Source organism: Marivita sp. (assembly GCF_020055635.1).
In the GTDB taxonomy this organism is placed as follows: domain Bacteria; phylum Pseudomonadota; class Alphaproteobacteria; order Rhodobacterales; family Rhodobacteraceae; genus Marivita.
Genome location: NZ_JAIPUT010000016.1, coordinates 17,254 through 34,267, shown reverse-complemented (window position 1 = coordinate 34,267; position 17,014 = coordinate 17,254). Strand labels below are relative to the sequence as shown.

The following is a 17,014-nucleotide window of genomic DNA, read 5'->3' as shown; positions in this document are numbered from 1 at the left end:
AAGGTTGCAAAATCCGTCGAGCATCATGAAACGTCACCTCGAACGGCAGGAGTAGGCAGCACTGTGAACGAAGGGGCTGTCGGACCGATGCTGGCGCTTGCCAATGACGTCATTCGCGACCTGACGGACACTCTGGATTATACAAAGCTGGCGGCGCAAGAGAGCGAAGATCAGCAGGCCACCATCCGCGCAGGCATCTCGAAGATAGGGACACAGCGCAAACTCCATCTGAATGGACAAGAGGTTGCGGCGCTCGTGAGTATGGTCCTTGCTGACATGCTTGGCCTTGGCCCGCTGGAAACTCTCCTTGCGGACGAAACCGTCACGGACATCATGGTCAACGGCCCGCATCAGGTGTTTGTGGAACGCAACGGCAAGCTTGAGCAGACCAATATCCGGTTTCGCGACAACGACCATGTGTTTGGCGTTGCCAGCCGCATTGTCGGTGCCGTCGGCCGGCGCATTGATGAAGCGCAACCCATGGTGGACGCCCGTCTGCAGGATGGAAGCCGCGTGAACGTGGCCGTCCCACCGCTGGCGATTGACGGGACGACCATCACCATTCGGAAATTCCCCTCCAAGCCCGTCAGATTGGATGCTTTGGTCGACAACGGAAGCCTATCGGCGCAGATGGCAGCGTTTCTGCGCCTTGTGGCAGAGCTACGGCTGAATGTCCTTGTGTCCGGCGGTACGGGTTCGGGCAAGACAACCTTGATGAACGCGATGTCGCAATTCATTCCGGAGTCCGAACGCATCGTGACCATCGAAGACGCCGCGGAACTGCGCTTTCAGCAGCCCCATGTTGTGCGCTTTGAGACGCGCCCGCCGAATGTCGAGGGCACCGGCGAGGTGACCATGCGCACCTTGATGCGCAATGCCCTTCGGATGCGGCCGGATCGAATTATCATCGGTGAAATCCGGGGCGACGAAGTGCTCGACCTGCTACAGGCGATGAATACGGGTCACGACGGGTCGATGAGTACACTTCACGCCAACTCGACACGAGAAGCCTTGACCCGCGTTGAAAACATGGCCGCCCTGGCTGGGTTTGTGCCGGGGGTCGGCGTTGTCCGGCGTCAGCTTGTCGATGCGGTGCACCTCGTCATTCAGGTCAGTCGCATGCGCGATGGTCGCCGCCGGATCAACGCGATCTCGGAAATCGCCGGCCTTGCCGGTGATGCCATCACGCTTCAGGACATCTTTCGCTTTGACGTTGATCCCAGCAGCACCCGGTCTGATGTGCGCGGGCGGTTTGTTTCGACCGGGTATCGCCCAAACTTCACGAGCCGCGCTGCCGATTACGGGCTCGAGGCCGAACTGAACCACGTTCTCAAGGGGTAGCGGGATGACCGAATTTATCTTCATCGCCGTCTTTGTCGCCTTCACCCTGTCTGTAGTGGCGCTCATAGGTTTGATACAGGTTGATCGTGAAACGCGCCGTCGGCGCTCACGGCTCTCACGGGCTTGCTCTGGCAATCTGGGCGCGCAGGGCATCGCTTTCGAGGAACAGGTGCCAGCCGCGCCGAACCGCCCCCGCCAACAGCAAGAAACGCACAAAATATTCCAGAAGCTGGAAAGTCGTATCGTGCGGGCCGGATTGCGGATCACGCCGATCGAATTGATTGTTCAGATCGCAATTTCGGTGTTCGCTTTCTACGCGATCGGAATTCTCATCCTGAAGATGTCTCCAGCCGCGACCGCGCTCATCTCGGTTCTCGTACCGTTGGGATGCGCTTTCTTGGCACTCAAGATCGCAACAACCCGCCGGGTGGCGGCGTTCAGCAACGGACTTCCAGAGGCTTTGGATGTGTTCGCACGCGGATTGAAGGCGGGTCGGCCGGTGGCAGAGTCCATTGCCGTCGTGGTGGAAAATTCAGCCGACCCCATCAAATCGGAATTCGCACGATGCCAGGACGAATTGCGCCTGGGCACCAGCCTTTCGGACAGCCTGGAACGGTTGTGCCGAAGAATGCCGACAGCTGAAGTCCGCTTTTTCAGCGTCGCCACGTCTTTGCAAAACCAGACCGGCGGAAACCTCGTCGAGACGATGGAAAACCTTGCCGTTCAACTGCGCGACCGTCGGAATCTCAAGAAAAAGGCGCGCGCCCTGTCGTCCGAAGCGCGCGCAAGCGCTGCCATCCTTGCTGCCTTGCCGTTTACCGTGGCTGTCGCAATTGCCTTCCTCAACCCAAGTTACCTCAGCGCGCTTTATTCCGATCCGCGCGGGCAAGTGATGTCGGTCGCCGCGCTGATATGCATCCTGCTCGGGATTTTCTTGATGATCCGGATGGGGAAGCTGAATGTCTGATCCGTTTACCCAGATGTCCTTGATCCTGTTCATCGGCATGACCGCGATTTTCGTCGGGCTTGCGGCTGTCCTGCTGCATGAACGCAGCGCAATGCAGACACGGTACCGCATCCAGCGCGCGGCCGGTGTGAAAACCGCCAAAAGAACGTCATCGCATGGCGGGTTGAAGCACCTGGCGACGACCCTTCGCGGCGCGGTCGTCAAAGCCGGGGATCGCGCTTCAGTCATTCTGGGCGGCGAAGCAAAAGCGACGCAGGAGGAACTCTCCAGCGCCGGGTTTTCGGGGCGGGACGCCTTACTTGTCTATGCGTTTCTGAAAACGGTTCTTCCCGTCGCAACGCTGATCTTGGGCGTCCTCATGGTGGTTATCTCGGTTCCTGTCGGAACTGGAATGATCCTCCCTTCGGCAATGGTCCTTGCACTTGCCCTCGCCATTTCGAAGGCGGTCGACTTCGTGGTCGATGCCAAACGCCGAGCCCGGTTGGCCCGCATCCGGAACGCGTTTCCCGACATGCTGGAACTGCTGGTGATCAGCAGCGAAGCCGGTCTTGGCCCTCAGCCCGCGTTGCACCGCGTCGCAAACGAACTGCAAACCGCGCATCCGGAACTGGCGAAAGAAACGCTGCAATTCGTGTCCGAAATGCGCATGACGAACAATCGCCGGGCAGCCTATGAGAGGCTGAACATCCGAGTGCCCTTGCCGGAAATCGCCGTCTTCACACAGACACTGGAACAATCGGACACCTATGGCACGCCGTTTTCGCGCGCGATGCGCACCCTGATCACCGATCAACGCGCCGACCGCTTGTTGCGCGTGGAAGAGAAGGCCGCACGCTTGCCTGTCATCATGACAGTACCGCTGATTTTCTGCATCATGCCTGCGGTGTTCGTCGTCCTTGTCGGACCAGCGGTGCTTAGCGTTTTCGACAACATCATCGCAGGAGGCTGACCCATGTTCGCACGCATCCGAGACAGATTTGACCGTTTCAAACGGTCCGAGGACGGGGCCGTCGCGGTTGAGTTCGCTTTGCTGGCCCCGCTTCTGTTTGCAATGCTGTTCGGCATCGTCTGCCTTGGATATTTCATGGCGCTGAGCCATTCCATACAGGGCCTTGCCACGTCAACCGCACGCGCAAGTCTTGCCGGAATCACCACCGAGGAACGTCAGGCCTTCGCCGAATCCCATCTTGCCCAGGCCAGCGCACGGTATCCGTTACTGGACACATCCGCGATCATCAGCACGATCGCAGTGTCAGAAGGCGCCGCCTCGTCGATCACCGTAACGGTGAACTACGCTTTGGCTGGTTCGATGCTCGATCTGGCAACCGGATTCCTGAACCTTGATCTGACGTCTTTGGAAACAGGAGCGTATCTTGCGTATTGATCGAACCTTTCTGGCGCGGTTTCGCTCAGACACCGATGGAGCGGTAGCCGTGATTGTCGCCCTGACCTTTGTCATGCTGATGGGGTTTCTCGCGCTCGGGGTCGATGTCGCGTCGCTCTATCGTGAGCAACACAAACTTCAATCCATCACCGATCTTGCGGCATTGAGTGCCGTGCCGGAACCTGCCGCTGCAGACAGCCGGGTCAGCGCCGCGAAGGCAGAAAACGGTGTTGCGAATGCCGTGACAGACAGGCTAACCAAAGGTCGTTACCTGAGAAATCCCGCCATACCGCCCGAAGCCCGGTTTTCGCCGCTCCCGGACGGAGCCACCGGCATCAATGCCGTGCAGGTCCAGTTGCGGGACGACGCGCCGTTGTCGTTTGCCCAGATTTTCACCGAAGACGACCACGTGACAGTCAACGGCAGGTCACTGGCGGCTCGCACCGGAGCAGTGCGTTTTTCGCTCAACAGCGCAATTGCCCAGCTGGATGGCGCAGCCTTGGCGAAGGTCCTGAATTCAGCTTTTTCCACTTCCGTCTCGCTTGATGCGAATGATGTACATGTCCTTGCCGAAGCCTCCGTTTCTGCCGGAGACCTTGTTCGGGCATTGGCCTCTCGGATCGGTTTCGACGGCGCCAATCCGGCGGACATCCTGAACGAACGTGTCACACCGGAACAGGTTCTGGCTGCATTGCAGAGCCTCTCGTCGCCCAACATGGCAAATGTTGTGTCGCTGCTGTCCGCTACCGGAAACGCATCTTTCCCCATTTCCCGCATTGTCGGTGGGATAGATACCGACCTTGGCCTGACCGTGATCGATTTTCTGGATGAAGCGCAAATTTCCGCGATGGATGTCTTGATGTCCGTTGCGACGTCAACCGCTTCGGATCAACCCGTCGCGCTGGCCCTGGCAGCACAGGTTCCCGGGGTGCTGGCACAGACCGTGTCGCTGGTCCAAGGCGAAAGACCAGCGCAGTCAGGATGGGTCGCCATGGGCGAAGCGGGCGTGACCCTGCACCGCGCGGCCATCCGCCTTGACCTTGACACCGAGCTGTCGCCGACCCTTCTGGACCCGCTGGTGTCTGGCGTTGCAGCAACCCGCCTTCATCTGCCGCTTTATCTTGAGCTTGCAGGGGCCACGGCGACGCTCGACCAGATGTCCTGCTCAGAAGACCCCAATGCAATTGCCGCGGATTTCATAACCAGCCCCTCGCCGCTCCATCCCGCGAATGGCACGTCGGTTGCGGCGATCTACCTTGGCGAACTGCCGAACTCCGGTGGTGCGGCCGTTAATCCATCTGACTTGGGATTCGCCGACTTCCTCAGCTTGCAAATCACGGTGCCGGTTCCGCTCTTGCCGGATCTCACCGTCGGCCCAATCAAGCTACAGGTGCGGTCGCTCGCGACGATCGGCCGGTCCAACACCGAGCGTTTGCGCTTCACCCGCAGGGACATCAACGAGGGCCGAAATACCCAGAGTTTCGGCTCTGAAAATCTGCTGACATCGGGGGTCAGCAACCTGCTATCGTCTGACACCACCGAGATCCGGATCAAACCGGGTCAAACCGACCTGCTCTCAGGCCTCACGTCCGGGGTGTTGAACACAGTGCTGAACAATTTGCCTGTGCAGCTTGCTCAATCGCTGTCAGGCCCGGTCGATGCGCTGTTGGATTCGACCTTCGCTTCGCTCGGAATTGAACTGGGCACAGGTGAGCTCACCGTGAACGCGCTGCATTGCGAACGCGCTCGGTTGGTGCAGTGAAACATCAGTGCCCTGCCGCGACCGTTTTGAACGGCTTTTCTTTGGTCGAAGAAACCGCTCGGGACGCTTTCTTGACCAAGGGCGTGACATTGTCCCGCTGGGGTACCAGATCAGCAGCCGGTTCGGCCGCGTCGGTCGCCATCTCACAGACCTCGTCCGTGACGAATGCGATCAACTGGTAGCGGGAATCCAGTTTCGATTTCTGATAGATATTGCTCAATTGCGATTTCACGGTTGGTACCGAAGAGCCGCGCATTACGGCAATTTCGTTGTTCGAAAATCCCTTGGCCGCAAACAGAGCAACTTCGGCCTCGGCTTTGGACAACCCCCACTCTGCCGCGTAGTGATGCATCACGGTGTCTTTCGAGGCCGTATCTCCTCCCCCGGGCGCCAGCTTTGACTTGCGCTGACCTTCCAAAAAGCTCGAAATGCGTTTGTAGGCGATATACGCCACACCTGCCGTCAGAACGGTAAAGAGCGCGAAAAGACCCGAAATCATCGCCAGACTGAAGTTTTCAGAGGGCAATACCAGACTTGCCATCAACGCCGTCTTCACACCAGCCACACCAAGCACCAGAACACTTGCCGAAACCATATAACGGTTCATGGGAATTTCCTCGATTTTGTTCTTAACGCGCATGATCGGCGGTGAATGTGGCGAAAAGAAGCTAATTCGACCTCGATTCCATGAAAACTCTGAGGTCCCGCGATGTGGTTCACAGCGGTCATTCCGGTATTTCGGCCAGGATCAGCCTTGAGATATTATTGACGTCATCATTCAAAAAGCGGTGGGGCGTTCCCAAGTCTCAAAGCGCACCCAGCCGCCGCTCCTGTCGCGTCATCAGGCGATCGACCTCCGCACGCGCCGTGTTGCTCAGCATCGCACCGGGTTTGCGCAAAGCGTCATGCGCAATAATTCCCCGCTTGGCGAGCGTGTATTTGCGAATGGCAAGGCCGAGCCCTGGCTGCTGTTCAAAACGCGCGAGAGGCAAGTAAGCATCAAAAAGATCCTGCGCACGATCGACCTCGCCCTTGGTCATGAGGTCAACCACGCTGACCATCATCTCCGGATAGGCAAAACCCGTCATCGCACCGTCCGCCCCACGGCCCATTTCCTCGGGCAAATACAGCCCGCCATTGCCGCAGAGAATTGAGATGCGCCTGTCAATCATTCCCGGCGCACGCAGCGCGGTGATCTTCTCAAGCCCCGGCCAATCCTCGTGCTTGAGGCACACGCAGGTCGGAAGATCGTTGAAAATCCGCGCGATCACCTTGGGCGCGATCTGGACGCCGGTGGCCAGTGGAAAATCCTGCAGAACGAAGGGCACATCCCCCAGCACTTCGGCCACTTGCGTATAGTACGTCACGATCTGATCATCCGTACGAAGGCTGCCCGGCGGCGCGACCATCACCCCGGCCGCTCCCAAATCCATCACCATCCGCGTCAGCGCATCGATCTGGGCAAAGCCCGGCGCAGACACGCCGACGACCACGGGCACCCGGCCATCGACCCGCGCGAGGATCCGCGCGACCACGTCCCGCGATTCCTCGACCGTCAGCTTGGGCGCCTCGCCCATCATGCCCAGCACCGTGAGACCCGTCGCGCCTGCGTCGAGATAGAAATCCACCATGCGGTCACAGCTGTCCATGTCGATCCGTCCATCCGGATGGAACGGTGTCACGGCGATGACGTAAACGCCTGCGGCTTCTGTTGTAAGGAGTGTCATAGCGCTTTTCCGTCTTTGTTGCGGTCTGTCCGGATGAGGTGAAGAGAGCGTCACGGCCGTTGGTGGCCCCAGAAATCCGAAGGCAATTCAAGATCGGCCGCCCCACCGATCCTGTCGATCATCACCCCCGTCTGGCGCACGGCATCGGACAGGACATCCGCTTCCTCCACACGGGTAGACCTTCGCTGCTCCAGCACCATCTCGCCACCGACCATCACGTTGGTCACGTCATTGCCATTGGCGAAGCAAACAAGCCGATGCAGCGGCATGTTCGGCGGGCAAAGATGCGGGCGGCGCAGGTCCATCGTGACGATGTCCGCCAGCTTGCCCGGTTCCAGCGACCCGATCCGGTCCTCCAGCCCCAGCGCTCGCGCGCCGCCGATGGTGCACATCTCCAGAACTTTGCCGATCGGCAGGACCGAAGCATCCTGGAAATGGCGGCGGTGATAGTGCATGGCCTGTTGCATGTGCCGGAACATATCTGCCGACCGATCCGGCGCGGTGGCGTCCGAGCCAAGCGCGACACAGGCCCCCGCGTCCATGAGTTCGGTCGCCGGGCAGCGGCCCGCAATCGAGGCGTTTGCCGAGGGGTTGTGCGCGACCTTGGTGCGCGTATCGGCCAGCAGCGCGATCTCGTCCTCATGCAAGTCGATGCAATGTGACAAGAGACTGTCCGGCCCCAGCAGGCCAAGTTTCTCTGCCCGCCGGATCGACCCGCGCCAGTGGCCGTCCTGCGTGAAGATCAACCCCTTTTCCCGGGCATATGCCCGCACGACTTTTGCTTGCCCGCAGGCCGTTTGGTAATCTTCGGGCGACATATCGCGCTCATGCTCATCGCGCAGCACCGGATACAGCGCCGCGATGCGGATGCGACCCTCGTGCGTGTCGTGCCAGTCCGCAACGACATCCTGCAACGTCTGCATCTGCCGTTCGAACGACACGGGGTATGTGTTTCGTGTACCGTCCTGCCAGTCGGCATAGGTCAGCGGATGCGGCGCGCGGGTTGGACCCACGGCGACAACGCTGCGGGTGCCGACCTCGACCACACCCCGGCAATGAGCGGCGGCATAAGCCGGATCGTCGGTGCGCATGATCGTGTCGCCACCGCCCAGCAGGGACACACCGGTGGTCACCCCGAACCGAAGACGTTCAAGCGCCGCCAGCCGCGCTTCGGCATACCAGAACCCGGGTGGAGAGGCCTGAGTGTAGACCTCGCCGCAAATCTCTTCCCACCGGTCGCCTTCATGCATTCCGATGGATTTGACCAGCCCGTGACCGGCATGGGCGTGCACGTCGATCAGGCCGGGAAAGACGATATGGCCGGTGGTGTCGATGACGCGTTCGGCCTGTATGTCGAGACTGTCCGCAGCACCCACGGCGAGGATCCTGCCGTCAGCGACGGCAACCGCGCCATTGTCGATCACCTGGCGGTCCGGATCCATCGTGACGACGCACCCGCCGGTCAGAAGCGTGTCGGCCCTCATGCGCCACCCTCCGGCAAATACGGAAGGCGGGCCACGTCGATCACGCCGTCAGCGGGCATCGCGAAATCCGGATGCTCCCCCGCCAGCCCGATCACCCGGATCGGGTTGTAGAGCGTGAGCCACGCCGGGTCATCCTGCAACAGCGCATAGGCCTCGCGCCAGATCGCGGCACGCTCGGCGCGGTCCGGTGTAACGCGGCCTTGGTCGATCACCGCTTCGACCTCGGGGTTGGCATAGCCTTGCCACCATGACCCTTTGAGGCGCGAGTCGATCTTTTCATACAGCACGCGATAGGTGCTCATCGGGCTGGAATCGAACACGCAGAGATCCCGGATTTCCTTGCGCCGGACCATGTGCGCGTAGTCCTCGCGCTCCGGATGAACATGCACGTTGAGCCTGATGCCCACGTCCGCCAGTTGCTCACCCAAGGCCGCGGTCAACCGCTCCGCCTCGTCCGGCAACCGTGTCGGGCAATCGACCTCGAGCATCAGGCCATCCGCATACCCGGCCTCGGCCAGAAGCGCCCGCGCAAGATCACGGTCGCATTGCGCGCCCTGCCCGTCGCCCGCGCCAAAGTGATTAGGGCTGACGAAGCCACGCAAAGGCCGCGCCGCGCCGTGCATGACGGTGTCGACCAGCGCGTCGCGATCCACGGCGACGCTCAGAGCGCGACGGATCCGAGCATCGGCCAGCGGACCCTTGGCGGCGTTCAAAAGGTAGATGATCGCCACAGGAGACAGGTATTCGTGACGCTTGATCCCCAGCTTCCGCGACGCCTCGAAATCGAGTCCGTTGGCCACCTGAACGTCGCCACTCTCGAGCAGCGCAAGCCTGTCGGCGGGATCGGGAACCAGCCGCCATGTGATCTCTGCGTTGGCAGGCTCACCGGCGAAATGCCCGTCCACGCGTGCCGCGCTGATCTCGGTCTCACCGATCGTGGTAATCCGATACGGCCCCGATCCGACCTGTGCGGTAAGGTCGCCCGCATCCAGCGCTTCAAAGGCCGAGGGGGCAACGATGAAGCCTTGCTCCAAGACATCCAGCAAATCCGCCATCGGGTCTGACAGTGTCACGCGCAGCGTCACCGCATCAATCACGTCTATCTGCGCTCCGCCAAGATACTGCCGCCAGACTGCCGGGGCTCCCAGCGTATACCCCTTGTCCTCGCGCGCCATACGTTCGAGCGATGCCTTGACTGACCGCGCGTCACAGGGACTGCCATCGTGAAACCGCACATCGGGGTTCAGGTGAAACGTCCAGACCCGCGCGTCGTCCGACACCTCCCAGCGCCGCGCCAGATGCGGCACGAAGCCCTGCCCGACGCGTCGGACCAGCGTGTCATAGACCGCGTGCAGGATTGGTAGCTCGTCGCTGGCATCGGTGCAGTCGTGCGGATCGTGAATGCCCAGCCGGGCCTGTGCGATGATGGTCATGGCCTGTCCCTTTCCGGCTCGTCGATCAGGTGGCAGGCCACCGTCTGCCCGTCGCCCACATCCTGCAACGCCGGACGTTCCCTGGCGCACCGCTCCCACGCGAACGGACAGCGTGTTCGGAAACAGCAGCCAGACGGCAGATCCAGCGCGGATGGCACCTCGCCCGAGAGCACGATCTCATCGGTCTCGCGCTTTTCCTTGATGCTGGGGGCAGCCGACAGCAACGCGCGGGTGTAAGGATGGCGCGGCCGCGCAAACAAAACGTCGCGCGGCGCGTGTTCGACCAAAAAGCCCAGATACATCACACCGACCTGATCCGCGATGTGGTTCACCACCGAAAGGTCATGGCTGATGAACAAATAGGCCAGCCCGAATTCGTCGCGCAGGTCTTTCATAAGGTTCAGGATCTGCGCCTGAATGGACACGTCCAGGGCCGAGACCGGCTCATCCGCGATGATCAGCCCCGGCGTCACCGACAAGGCGCGCGCAATGCCGATCCGCTGTCGCTGTCCTCCCGAGAACTGGTGCGGATAGCGGTTTGCGTGTTCGGCATTCAGCCCGACCTTGGCCAAAAGCTCGGTGATCCGGCGGGGCACGTCCTTCCGATCATCCGCGCCCTTGGTCTGTTCCAGCAGCGGTTCGGCCACGATATCACGCACCCTCTGGCGCGGGTTGAGCGAGGCATAGGGATCCTGGAAGATCATCTGCATTCGGGCGCGCACGGGCAGCAATTCGGCAAACCCGTAGCTTGCGATATCCTCGCCCTCGATGCGCACTTCTCCGGCGGTGGGGGTGTAGATGCGCGCAATGGTCTTGGCGACCGTGGACTTGCCACACCCGGACTCGCCCACGAGCGCCATGATCTCTCCACGCGCGATCTTGAAGCTGACGCCGTTGACGGCGTGCACCACCGGGTTGTCGAGCCGTACGCCGCCAGCCCCGACGCGCAGCCGGTCAAGGAAGCCGCCACCGATGGGAAAGTGCATCTGGAGGTCGCGCACGTCGAGCATGGGTGTGTCGGTCATGCGGCCTCTCCGGGCTTGAGGGGGAAATGGCAGGCGGACGACAGGGTTCCGTGCTGCGGCTCAAGCTGCGGCTCCACCTCGGCGCAGAGCGCCTGGGCGCGTGGGCAGCGGTCGCGGAAATTGCAGCCCTTGGGCAGATTGCGGATATCCGGCACCGTGCCAGGGATCTGGCTCAGCCGGTCATGCCGGTTTACCGTGTCCGGGATGCTGTCGATCAACCCGCGCGTATACGGGTGCGACGGCGCGTTGATCAGGTCGCGGGTGCGGCCCCGCTCTACCACCTTGCCGCAGTAGAGAACCGTGATGTGGTCCGCCATTTCCGACACCACGGCCAGATCGTGCGTGATCAGGATCATCGACGCGCCCTTCTCGGCGATCTGGGCGCGCATAAGTTTCAGGATCTGGCTCTGGATCGTCACGTCGAGAGCGGTTGTCGGCTCGTCCGCGATGATCAGGCGGGGGCGCGCCAGCAAGGCAATCGCAATCACCACCCGCTGCCGCATGCCGCCGGAAAACTGGTGCGGATAGGCCTTGAGCCGCTCCGCCGCGCGGCTGATACCGACGCTTTCGAGCATTTCGACACAGGCCGCCTGCCGCGCCTTGGCGTCCAGATCGGTGTGCAGGCGCAGCACCTCGTCCATCTGCCGACCCACGGAATGAAGCGGGTTGAGCGAGGTCATGGGGTCCTGAAACACCATCGAAATTTCGCGCCCGCGCACCTTGCGCAGCTCGGCTTCACTGGCAGCGACAAGGTTCTTGCCATCGAGCAGGATTTCGCCTGCTTCGATCTTTCCCGGGCTGTCGATCAGCCCGAGGATCGAAAATCCGACCACCGACTTGCCGCCACCGGACTCGCCCACGAGGCCCATCACCTCGCCTTGCCCGATCTCGAAACTCACGCCGTCCACCGCCTTTACCGTTCCGGAAAAAGTGTGAAAATGGGTGCGCAGGTCACGCACGGCCAGAAGCGGTTGATCGGTCATTTCAGCCTCGGATTCAGTTCGTCGCGCAGAAAATCACCGAAAAGGTTGATGCCGAAGACCAGCATCATGATCGCCACGCCGGGGAACACCGACGTCCACCAGAGGCCACTGAACAGCACGTCAAAGCCGTTCTTGATCAGCAGCCCCAGCGACGGCTGGGTGATCGGCACACCGACGCCGAGGAAACTCAGCGACGCTTCGATCAAAACGAAGGTGCCGACCTGGATCGTCGCGATCACGATGAGCGGCGTCAGCACGTTGGGCAGCACGTGCTTGCGGATGATCTTGTGGTTGGGAAGACCCGCGACCTTGGCCGCCTGCACGTACTCCTTTTCGATCTCCGACAGGGTCGATCCACGGACCGTGCGGGCATAGACGACCCAGCCCACCGCCGTCAGCGCGATCAGCACCTTGTCGACGCCAGTACCGACAGCCGACATCAGGAACAGCGCGATCAGGATGGAGGGAAAGGACAGCTGAATGTCCGCAATCCGCATGATCACGGAATCCACGATCCCGCCGTAGAACCCGGCGATCAGCCCCAGCAACGTGCCGATGGTGCAGGACGCGACCATCGCCACCAGACCGATGAACAGCGAGATGCGCGCGCCATAGAGGATCGACGCCCAGACATCGCGCCCCTGCCCGTCCGTACCCAGCCAGAATTGCGGGTCACCGCCGGGCAGCCAGACGGGCGGCTTGTAGCTGTCCATCAGGTTCAGCGAGGCGATGTCGTAGGGGTCCTGGGCCACGAGGAACGGCCCGGCGAGAACGGCAAAGGCGAAGGCCGCCATCAGCGCGCTGCCGATGATCGCGGACGCGCTGCGGCGGTAGTTGTGAAAGAATTCGGAGGCCAGGAAACCGGTCATCACACGCCCCTCATTTCAGCCGGATGCGTGGGTCGATCAGCATATAGATCACGTCCACGAGGAAATTGATGACAACGAAGATCAGTGCGACCAGCATCAGGTAGACCACGATCACCGGACGGTCGGCACGATAGATGCTATCGATCAGGAGCTTGCCCATGCCGGGCCAAGAGAAAATCGTCTCGGTGATGGTGGCGAACGCGATCAGGTCGCCCAGTTGCAGGCCGAAGATCGTGACCACCGGGATGAGCGCATTCTTCAGCCCGTGTTTGTAAAGCACGTCGCCCCGCGTCGCCCCCTTGGCACGGGCGAACTTCATGAAGTCCTGACGCCCGACCTCCATCATGCCGGCACGGGTGATGCGCAGGATGATCGCCATTGTGGCAAGCGACAGGGTGACGGCAGGCAGGACGATATGGGTCCAGCCGTCCCATGTCAGGATACTGAGGCGGATACCGAATATCTCGACCGTGTCGCCCCGTCCCGAAGACGGGAATATCCCCCAGTGTACGGCGAACAGGTAGATCAGGACCATGCCGATCCAGAAACCCGGCAGGGAGATTCCCAGAAGCGAACCCGCCATGATGACCCGGCTTATCCGGCTCTGCGGGTTGGCCCCGGCATAGACACCAAGCGGGATTGCAACCGCAATCGCCAGCGCCATCGCCACAAGCACGAGTTCCACCGTGGCGGGCATCCGTTCAAGGATCAGCGTCATCGCCGGTTGGCGAAACACATAGGACCGGCCGAAATCGCCTTGAAGCAGGCTGGTCAGGAATTTCCAGTATTGCACCGGCAACGAGTCATCGAGGCCAAGAAGCCGCCGCGCCTGTGCAATCTCGGCGTCGGAGGCGTCAATTGGCACCACCATGAAAACCGGATCGCCTGTAAAGCTCATCATGAGGAACACGATGACCGACACGACCCAGAGCACCAGCGTCATCTGGATCAGACGTTTGAGCAGGTATCCAAGCATCGGCTGGCTACGGTCTTTCGCGGGAGGGTGTCAGAAAGGGGATCCCCGGCAGGTCAAGACCGCCGGGGACTTCGAGGCTTCGGAGCTTATTCGACATCCATGTCATAGGCCCAGATGAACTTGTCCACGCGCGGGGTCAGGCTCACACCCTCGCGGGCGGCGTAGATGTCCTGTTCGTAATGCACGGGGATCATCGGGATGTCCGCCAGCAGCAACCTGGTGGCCTCCTGCAAAATGCGGTCACGCTCTTCGATGCTGGGCGTCGCGTCGGCCTGATCGACAAGCGCATCGACCTCGGGGTTGGAATACGATCCCCGGTTCACCTGACCGTAACCCTCTTTCTTGTCGCGGGTGTAGAACAGCGCGCCATACATCGACCCGGCATCGCCCGCAGGCACATCCCATCCGCTCATGATGAAGCTGGACTGTTCTGTGGGCACACGGATGTAGCCCCAGAAGTTCGACTTGGGCATGATGTTCAATTGAAGGTCGATGTTGATCTTGGCCAGCATCGACGCCAGCGCCTGTGCGATCTGCGCATCGTTGACATAGCGGTCATTGGTGGCGTCAAGCGTCATGGTGAAGCCGTCGGCATAGCCTGCTTCGGCCATCAATTCCTGCGCCTTCTCGATATCGAGCGGATACATCTCGCGGAAGTTCATCCCGTCGACGTAGCCGATATGCGAGGACGGAACGAACTGGTCGCTGGGGGTCGCAAGCCCGTTCATCACGATCTGGTTGATCGCATCGACGTCAATCGCCCGCGCAATGGCTTCACGCACACGCTGGTCGGTCATCGGGTTCTCGCCTTCGATGGTCGGCGATTCCGCGCGTGTGTCCATCGCCAAGACGACGTTGAGAAGGCTGGGACGGGTCAGAACCTTGAAGCCCTCTTCGGATTTCACACGCTCCACATCGCGCACCGACAGATCCTGGATCACGTCCACTTCGCCAGTCAGCAACGCCGCAGTCCGGGTCGCGGGGTTGGTGATCGGGCGAAACGTGACCTGGTCGATGGTCGGCTCGCCGGCCCAGTAATCGTCGAAAGCGGTCAGGACCAGACGCTCTTCCTTGATCCATTCTTCGAGCATGTAAGGTCCGGTGCCCATCGGCTGAAGGTCCATCTGCTCGTCGCCGGTCTCGGTCGTGTAGTCCTCGTCGAGGATCAACAGTTCAGCCAGATCGTTGGGCAGAACCGCGTAAGGCGCCGGCGTGGTGATCTCGACCGTCAGGTCATCGACAGCGGTGATCGACGCGATGTTTGCCACGAGATCAGGGCGGATCGACTCACGCGCCTTTTCGACGGTGAACACGACATCATCAGCAGTGAATGCGTTGCCATTGTGGAAGGTCACGCCTTCCCGCAGTTTGAAACGCCATGTGGTCTCGTCGACGTTCTCCCAGCTTTCGGCAAGGCCAGGCCCGAAGGTCAGATCGGGGCTGCGCTTTACCAGCGGGTCGTAGAGGTGGTAATACATGATGTTCGAGGACAGTTCTTCGCCCGCCAGCGGGTATAGATGGCTTGGATCAGCGGTCAGGCCGATCGTCACCGATTTTTCCTGCGCGACGGCCAGACCGGCGGTCAAGGCAAGAACGGTCGCGCTCAGCACGCCGGTGCGCAATGCGGCTTTGGGGGTATGCTTCATGAAAGGAACTCCGTGTTGGGGGTGTCGGGGTCGGTTTTCCGACCCTCTGGATTGTTGTTCGGTCCACTGCGTCAGTGTCAGTGGCCGGGTTTCGCGGTCTGCACCTCGATCTGGTAACCTTCGGGATCGTTCATGACGAACGCGCGGATACCCAGCTCCGCGCTGTCGAACATCTGGGACAAGCCGTCCACGTCATTCTCCTTGGCCCACGCGTACCACGCATCGACATCCGGAACGCGCAGGCACAACTGGCTTGTCTTCGCTTCGGCCCAGTTCTGCATGCCGCGCGATTCCTCAACAAGACCGACATGCGCCTGGCCGTCGATGTTGTAGATCTTCGACCAGCCCTGATCGATGGCAAGGGTCAGGCCCAGCACCGTTTCGTAAAAGCGCATCGCTGCCGGAAGGTCGCGATAGTATTGAAACGTGATGGCAAGAACGAACCCATCAGTGGGCCGCTGCGCGGGTGTGGAGGTCATGTGGTGCCCTCGATTGTCCGATTTGTGTTCAGACGGTATACAGAAAAAATACCGAGTCAACGCCCGCGTTGAGAAAAGTCGATCTCAGCAGCACAGTGCCCTTAAAACGGGTGGTAAATGTGCGAAATGATCGATTCGCGGACGTTCTTGAGATGCAGCTTCATCGCATCCGACGCCGCCTCGGCATCGCGGTCGAGAATGGCGTCGATGATTGCGATATGTTCGTGACAGCCCGGAACAAAGCGGTCCGGGATAGAGCCCTGATCGTACATGCGGGTCTTGAGCTTGAGCCGGTCGATCAACTCGGTCAGAAGCTTGGAGCCTCCCATGCGCGCGATCAGGTTATGCAGGTCGATGTCCAATTCCGAATGTTCGGTGGCAGATGGCCTCTGGCCTTGCAGGAACCGCTCAACCCGCTGACGAATGGCCTTTAATTCGTCATCAGATACGTCCCCGGCCAAGGCCGCCTTGCGCGCTGCTTCGCATTCAAGAAGGCTGCGCACATGCAGGATCTCCATGAGATCGTTCAGTGAAATCCGGTTCACGACCGGCGTGCCGCCGGGCGACCGGACGGCAAGGCCCTCGCTGATCAACTGGCTGATCGCTTCGCGGACGGGCGTGCGGGAGACACCAAGCAGGTCGGCGAATTTCTTTTCGCTCAACCGCATACCGGGCTCCAACGTGCCGTCGAGAATCATGGCCTTGAGCCGCTTGAAGGCGGAACCGCCCAATGTTTCGGTGACCTCTGTCACGACCATTCCCCTCGATTTGCTCAGATCATCAGCGGTTGCGAGACGCCTTTGAGTGCCGGTGATTCAAAATGGTATACACCTTGCATGCAACTTTACCAAACTTTGCTCGACATAGGTCTCCTCTGGCAGATGGGACATCTTTTTAGCACGCGTCTTTTCGTGCGTGTGGTTGTCATCGGACATGTG

At 60.8% G+C, this 17,014-nt stretch carries 16 protein-coding genes; 5 read left to right on the top strand and 11 right to left on the bottom strand.

What is annotated here, in order from left to right:
* The first annotated feature begins 63 nt into the window (after positions 1–63).
* The 5 genes from LCF60_RS09955 to LCF60_RS09935 are packed head-to-tail and all read left to right on the top strand — an operon-like array spanning position 64 to position 5,454.
* A complete protein-coding gene (locus LCF60_RS09955; RefSeq protein WP_292291504.1) occupies positions 64–1,341 on the top strand; it encodes a CpaF family protein in 1,278 nt (425 codons plus the stop codon).
* A 4-nt stretch (positions 1,342–1,345) separates the two neighbouring features.
* Positions 1,346–2,308: a type II secretion system F family protein gene (locus LCF60_RS09950; protein ID WP_292291503.1), complete on the top strand. Its 963-nt coding sequence runs from the start codon at positions 1,346–1,348 to the stop codon at positions 2,306–2,308.
* Positions 2,301–3,257 (top strand): type II secretion system F family protein, encoded by a 957-nt coding sequence (locus LCF60_RS09945; protein WP_292291502.1) that lies wholly within the window; start codon positions 2,301–2,303, stop codon positions 3,255–3,257. The genes LCF60_RS09950 and LCF60_RS09945 overlap by 8 nt, the downstream gene beginning before the upstream one ends.
* 3 nt (positions 3,258–3,260) lie before the next feature.
* Entirely contained in the window at positions 3,261–3,692 is a 432-nt protein-coding gene (locus tag LCF60_RS09940) for a TadE/TadG family type IV pilus assembly protein (RefSeq protein WP_292291501.1), read from the top strand.
* Positions 3,682–5,454, top strand: a complete 1,773-nt coding sequence (locus LCF60_RS09935) for a pilus assembly protein TadG-related protein (RefSeq protein ID WP_292291500.1) — start codon at positions 3,682–3,684, stop codon at positions 5,452–5,454. Before LCF60_RS09940 ends, LCF60_RS09935 begins: the two co-directional genes overlap by 11 nt.
* A 4-nt stretch (positions 5,455–5,458) precedes the next feature.
* On the opposite strand, the gene LCF60_RS09930 is transcribed toward LCF60_RS09935, so the two are convergent.
* From LCF60_RS09930 to LCF60_RS09880, 11 genes are all read right to left on the bottom strand, one after another.
* Positions 5,459–6,061: a helix-turn-helix transcriptional regulator gene (locus LCF60_RS09930; protein ID WP_292291498.1), complete on the bottom strand. Its 603-nt coding sequence runs from the start codon at positions 6,059–6,061 to the stop codon at positions 5,459–5,461.
* A gap of 199 nt (positions 6,062–6,260) precedes the next feature.
* Positions 6,261–7,181 (bottom strand): dihydrodipicolinate synthase family protein, encoded by a 921-nt coding sequence (locus LCF60_RS09925; RefSeq protein ID WP_292291496.1) that lies wholly within the window; start codon positions 7,179–7,181, stop codon positions 6,261–6,263.
* 50 nt (positions 7,182–7,231) lie between these two features.
* On the bottom strand, positions 7,232–8,665 hold the full coding sequence (locus LCF60_RS09920) for an amidohydrolase family protein (RefSeq protein WP_292291495.1): 1,434 nt from the start codon (positions 8,663–8,665) through the stop codon (positions 7,232–7,234).
* Entirely contained in the window at positions 8,662–10,098 is a 1,437-nt protein-coding gene (locus LCF60_RS09915; protein WP_292291494.1) for an ABC transporter substrate-binding protein, read from the bottom strand. The genes LCF60_RS09920 and LCF60_RS09915 overlap by 4 nt, the downstream gene beginning before the upstream one ends.
* Positions 10,095–11,123: a dipeptide ABC transporter ATP-binding protein gene (locus LCF60_RS09910; protein ID WP_292291493.1), complete on the bottom strand. Its 1,029-nt coding sequence runs from the start codon at positions 11,121–11,123 to the stop codon at positions 10,095–10,097. The genes LCF60_RS09915 and LCF60_RS09910 overlap by 4 nt, the downstream gene beginning before the upstream one ends.
* Positions 11,120–12,106, bottom strand: coding sequence for an ABC transporter ATP-binding protein (locus tag LCF60_RS09905; protein ID WP_292291492.1), 987 nt, complete (start codon positions 12,104–12,106; stop codon positions 11,120–11,122). The genes LCF60_RS09910 and LCF60_RS09905 overlap by 4 nt, the downstream gene beginning before the upstream one ends.
* A complete protein-coding gene (locus LCF60_RS09900; protein ID WP_292291490.1) occupies positions 12,103–12,975 on the bottom strand; it encodes an ABC transporter permease in 873 nt (290 codons plus the stop codon). The genes LCF60_RS09905 and LCF60_RS09900 overlap by 4 nt, the downstream gene beginning before the upstream one ends.
* Positions 12,976–12,985: 10 nt before the next feature.
* Positions 12,986–13,951 (bottom strand): ABC transporter permease, encoded by a 966-nt coding sequence (locus LCF60_RS09895; protein WP_292291488.1) that lies wholly within the window; start codon positions 13,949–13,951, stop codon positions 12,986–12,988.
* Between the two features lie 86 nt (positions 13,952–14,037).
* A complete protein-coding gene (locus LCF60_RS09890; RefSeq protein WP_292291487.1) occupies positions 14,038–15,597 on the bottom strand; it encodes an ABC transporter substrate-binding protein in 1,560 nt (519 codons plus the stop codon).
* A 77-nt stretch (positions 15,598–15,674) separates the two neighbouring features.
* Complete coding sequence (locus tag LCF60_RS09885; protein ID WP_292291486.1) at positions 15,675–16,076, bottom strand: VOC family protein; 402 nt, start codon at positions 16,074–16,076, stop codon at positions 15,675–15,677.
* A gap of 101 nt (positions 16,077–16,177) precedes the next feature.
* Positions 16,178–16,834: a GntR family transcriptional regulator gene (locus LCF60_RS09880; protein ID WP_292291485.1), complete on the bottom strand. Its 657-nt coding sequence runs from the start codon at positions 16,832–16,834 to the stop codon at positions 16,178–16,180.
* Positions 16,835–17,014 lie beyond the last annotated feature (180 nt).